The sequence below is a fragment of the Clostridium sp. genome (genome assembly GCF_032552055.1).
In the GTDB taxonomy this organism is placed as follows: Bacteria; Bacillota; Clostridia; order Clostridiales; family Clostridiaceae; genus Clostridium.
Genome location: NZ_JAWGSV010000238.1, coordinates 1 through 4,926 on the forward strand (window position 1 = coordinate 1; position 4,926 = coordinate 4,926).

General features: G+C 27.3%; 8 protein-coding genes. All 8 read left to right on the forward strand.

All coding sequences use genetic code 11. The features are described from left to right. The first annotated feature begins 359 nt into the window (after positions 1-359). The 8 genes from E6248_RS13165 (at position 360) to E6248_RS13200 (ending at position 4,500) form a co-directional block, all read left to right on the forward strand. On the forward strand, positions 360-620 hold the full coding sequence (locus E6248_RS13165) for a hypothetical protein (RefSeq protein ID WP_316341249.1): 261 nt from the start codon (positions 360-362) through the stop codon (positions 618-620). A gap of 1 nt (position 621) precedes the next feature. Then, complete coding sequence (locus tag E6248_RS13170; RefSeq protein WP_316341250.1) at positions 622-918, forward strand: phage holin family protein; 297 nt, start codon at positions 622-624, stop codon at positions 916-918. Positions 919-956: 38 nt separating this feature from the next. Next, positions 957-1,775: an N-acetylmuramoyl-L-alanine amidase gene (locus E6248_RS13175; protein WP_316341251.1), complete on the forward strand. Its 819-nt coding sequence runs from the start codon at positions 957-959 to the stop codon at positions 1,773-1,775. A 70-nt stretch (positions 1,776-1,845) separates the two neighbouring features. Continuing rightward, positions 1,846-2,871 carry an IS1595 family transposase gene (locus E6248_RS13180; protein WP_316341252.1) on the forward strand — a complete coding sequence of 342 codons (1,026 nt, stop codon included), beginning with the start codon at positions 1,846-1,848 and terminating at the stop codon, positions 2,869-2,871. 86 nt (positions 2,872-2,957) lie between these two features. Next, complete coding sequence (locus E6248_RS13185) at positions 2,958-3,329, forward strand: helix-turn-helix domain-containing protein (RefSeq protein ID WP_316341253.1); 372 nt, start codon at positions 2,958-2,960, stop codon at positions 3,327-3,329. Positions 3,330-3,514: 185 nt separating this feature from the next. Then, complete coding sequence (locus tag E6248_RS13190) at positions 3,515-3,745, forward strand: hypothetical protein (protein ID WP_316341254.1); 231 nt, start codon at positions 3,515-3,517, stop codon at positions 3,743-3,745. Between the two features lie 101 nt (positions 3,746-3,846). After that, positions 3,847-4,104 carry a hypothetical protein gene (locus E6248_RS13195; protein ID WP_316341255.1) on the forward strand — a complete coding sequence of 86 codons (258 nt, stop codon included), beginning with the start codon at positions 3,847-3,849 and terminating at the stop codon, positions 4,102-4,104. A gap of 171 nt (positions 4,105-4,275) precedes the next feature. After that, positions 4,276-4,500: a hypothetical protein gene (locus E6248_RS13200; protein WP_316341256.1), complete on the forward strand. Its 225-nt coding sequence runs from the start codon at positions 4,276-4,278 to the stop codon at positions 4,498-4,500. The last annotated feature ends 426 nt before the right edge of the window (positions 4,501-4,926 follow it).

Here is a 4,926-nt window from a genome sequence, read left to right on the forward strand (position 1 = left end):
GCATAGTAGGATTATTAATAATGTATATTTTAGTAAAATTGTTTAAAGATAAACATAAAATATATAAATTGTTGAACATTCTTGCTACAACAGGAACAACCATTATGGTATTTTTATTATCTATTCTTGTATTGGCTAATATATAATTTAACATTTTCAAAGTAGATAAAAATAGAATAATTTCAAATAAGGATAGACTACAAAATTAAAGCATGAGTTTAGTTGAATTTTTATAAATAGTTTTGAATATTGTAGTTTAAAATAAAAGTGGACAAAGTTAGTTTTGTCCACTTTTTTATATGTTCTGTTATCAACCTTTATTTAAAACAGAGCCTAAATTTTAAGAAAGGAGGTACAAAATGAATGAAGTAACAGGGTTATTTAATACCTTTGTATTTCCAGTAGCCATGTGTATTTTACTTATTTGGTTTTTGTATAAAAAGATATGGCCAAGAGTTGAAATGACATTGGATAGAGTTACTAAAACTAATGAGGAACTAAGTATAAGTAATAGAATATTAACAGAGAACTTAGTAAGGAAAGTAGATCATATGGATTCAAAAATGAATTCTATGGATTATAAATTAGACAGAGCTTTAAAAGAAAAAGGAGAGATTTAGAATGGAAAATTTATTAACTTTTATACCAGAAAACTTATTAATACTTATTGCTGCAATATATGTCTTTGGCATATTCCTAAAGAAGTTAGAAAGTGTTAAGGATAATTACATTACTTTGATATTAATGTTATTAGCTATAACATTTGCAGTATTGTTAAATATTTTTAATAGTCAGTACAAGGTTTTGTATGAAGCTATAATAAATGCAATTCTACAAGGTATATTGTGTTGGGGAGTTGCAGTAGGGATTAATCAAACAGGAAAACAAATAAGTAGAGCAAAGAAGGAGCAGGAGTAATATCTTGCTTCTTTTAATTTAGAAAGGTGGAATAATAAATGTTAAAACGAATGTTAATTGATTCAAATAAATATGGAGTTAAGTGTCCATACTCAATGACACCAAAAGGAATATGTATTCATAATACAGCAAATGATGCAAGTGCATTAGCTGAAAGAAATAATGTTAATAGGTGGGATAATGATGCAGAAGTATCATTTCATATAGCTATAGATGATATAGAAGCAATTCAATTAATACCATTCAATAGAAATTCTTGGCATGCAGGAGATGGAGGGAATGGACCTGGTAACAGAGATTATATAGCTATAGAAATTTGCTACAGTAAGTCAGGTGGAAATAGATTTATAAAGGCAGAGCAAAGAGCTGCTAAAGAAGTAGCAGCATTGTTAAAAGAATATGGATGGTCCATTAATAACGTAAAGAAACATCAAGATTTTAGCAATAAGTATTGCCCTCATAGAACTTTAGATATGGGGTGGCAAAGATTTTTAAACATGATCCAAGCAGAATTAAATTTATTAAATAATCAAAATGTTAATATTAAGGAGGAATATAAAATGAAGTATGCAGTATGTTATTGTAATGAGGTAGATGAAAGAGAAGCTAAAAATTTGAGGGATTTTTTAGGGACAGATGCACAATGTTTTGATGCAAGAATAAAAATGACAAACTGGAAGGGAATTGCACCCAATATTATAGCAGTAGGTGGGGATGCTAAGCCAGTAGGATTTAGTGGCCATACAACACATAGAATTAAAGGTGATGATAGATATGATACAAGACAAAAGGTATTGGATATTTGCGAAGGTAGAAAGAAATTAGATAATTATAAAATAAGGCTCTGTTTTAATTAAGTGTTGATTATTGATTAAAATTTTCAAGTAAGGGTATAATATTAATATGAAGAGTTGTGGAGGTTTAATTATGGCAAATGTATTATCTATATTATCAGAAATTGAAAATTTATCTTTATATCAACAAACACAAATTTTAGCCCTTTTAGAAGAACGTCTTATTTCAGGTTCTCAAATTACTCAAGTTACTAAAGATGTTAAAGAAACGAGATTTTCTAAGGGGAAAGTGTGCCCTTATTGTAAAGGGGAAAATATATTAAGAAATGGTAAATATAATAATAAGCAAAGATATATTTGCAAAAATTGTAGAAAGACATTTACTGATTTCACTAACTCTGCAACATATAACAGCAAAAAAACTTTGGATAAATGGATTAAATATGCTAAATGCATGTTAAATGGTTATTCAATAAGGAAATGTGCTGAAATAGTTGAAATAAATATAGCAACAAGTTTCTTTTGGAGACATAAACTTCTTAACAGTATAAGTGAATTTCTTGGTGTAGGTTCTGTTGATGGCGTAGTTGAGGCAGATGAAGTTTTCTTTGCTTATTCATACAAAGGAACTAAAACTGTAAATATGCCGAGACCTTCTCGTAAAAGAGGTAAACAAGTTAAGAAAAGAGGTATCTCTAAAGAACAAGTATGTGTTGGGACAGCTCTTGATAGGCAAGGAAACTTAATTATAGAGTTATTATGCACAGGAAGAATGACTTCTGATGAATTGAAAAAACTTTATGCTAATCGTATAGGAGAAGACTCTATTCTTTGTACTGATAGCCATAAGAGTTATATACAATTTGCAGAAGATATGGAATTAGAACATAAGAGAATTAAAAGAGGTAAACATAAAGAAGATATATATCATATTCAACATATAAATAGCCTTCATTCGAATTTAAAAAGATGGATGAGTAGGTTTAATGGTGTTGCAACAAAATATCTTAGTAATTATATGAAGTGGCATAAATGGATAAATACATTTAGTTCAGAAAAAGAATCTATTAGAGTCAAAAACTTTATTGTTCATAGTAGTATATCTTATAATTATACTAAAATAAAGGAATTTAAAAATATTCACCCAATATTCATGTAATTTTAAGTCAAATATAATGTATAATAAAAATATAAATTATTCCACAATAGTATTAAATTATTCATTATAAAAAAGGGGGCTGTATTTTGCAAAATAATAAATTACTACCAATATCAATAATTATAGTTGCATTGTGTATATTATTAAGTTCAGCTTGGTTGGGATATTCAATACAAAAATCAACAAATATGCAAATACAAAAGACTACTATAGATAGTAATGTCATGAATGTATCTCAAGTTGCTAACTATCTTGGAATGACAGAGGAAGAAGTTCAAGGAATAATGGAAACAGAAAAGAAGAAATTAGAATCAAGTGGAAGTTATACAGGTATGATGTTTCCTCACTTCATAGTAAATGGCAAACTATATTTTTATAAGGAAGAAATAGATGAGTGGCTAAAAGAGGTTTCAATTCAACGCAAAGAATATGATACAACAAAAGGTTTTGTATTTTAACTTTAAATATAATAATTCATACTTTTTATCTATTACGAACTAAAGACCAGTGATTTAGAAATCACTGGTCTTTTAAATTCAATATAATATCAACATTATTTTAAAACAGAGCCTAAAATAAAATAGTTAAAATAAAAGTTTAAGTAATAGAGAAGCTAATTATACATAAAAAAGAGGTGATGATAATGACTAAAAAAGAAATTTTTTTAGAAAACTATATTGACTATATTTTAGATACTGTGTACGAGTATGATTTAGAGTATACAGAAGATGAATTGTATAACATGAGTTTAAGTAATCTTAAAGATGTACTTGAAGAATGTAATAGCATTAATGGTAAAGAAGATGAAGATGATGATGGAGGCTTGTTTCCCAATGGTAGGGATTATGATGCAGAAGATGAAGATGGAATTTAAGGTAATATACTAACATAAATAACTAATAATAAAATTCACTTTACAAAAGAACGTTTGTTCGCTATAATTTCATTAAGAATTACCAATATAGGGGTGGTATTATGAAAGTTGTAGCTAAACCAATTCAAATGATAGCCTGGTTCAATGAAGATGGCTCAATTAATCCAATTAAATTTAAAATTGAAGAAGATGGATCTAAAGTCATTAAGGTTAATAAGATACTAAAAAGTGAGAAGGAAAAGCTTGCAGGGAATATAATGGAGAAGTTTACTTGTACATCTACAATAAATGGGATAGAGAAAATCTTTGAAGTCAAATATGATTCTAAAAGTTACAAATGGATATTGTTTAAAATTTAAGCACCTTAGTTAAGAGTGCTTTTTATTTACCTAAAATTGTCACAGTGAAATAATTGTAAGTAATATTGACCTCAGAATAAGATTATATAATAATGTTTATAAAAAATTACCCCAAATATGTTTTTTAGTTAGAACCAATAGTTAATCTTTTTCTAAAATAGGAGGGTTAAAATGAGAAAAACAAGTGAAGCACAAAGGAATGCAGATAAAAGATGGAGAGAAAAGAATAGAGAATATGCAAATTATTTAAGGAATAGGGCTAGTGCAAGGTGCTTTATAAGAAATAAAGCAACATTAGAAGATTTAAAGGAGTTAGAAAAACTTATTAAAGAGAAAAGTAAAGAGATGCAGAGGGGAGGTAATGTACATTTATCCAATATAATTAGTAATCAATAAACTATATTGATTTAAATTATGTATTTAATATAATAAGCCATATCTAGTAAGAAAATTTACGTTGCCTAGAGTCATCCATAATAAAGAAAACACTTACTAGATAAGCATTGTTAACTATTAATACAAAATAATATTATAACTCATTTTTCAATATTTGTGTTCACCTAAGAAATGTTCTTAGGTGTTATTTTTATAAAATTGTCACAGTGAAAAAATGGTAGTTGATATTGAGTAGTTTTATAACAAAATTTATAATATATGTATAAATACTTATTAGTTTTAAGAATATAAGTTCCCAATGCACAAAACCACATTAAACAAATGCTAATAGGTATTTACTGCTTAAACCCTAAACAATTATTGTGAATAGCATCTAGTAAATACTAGGTGCTATTTCCCTATATAAAAAGCTGTTCTAATACAGCT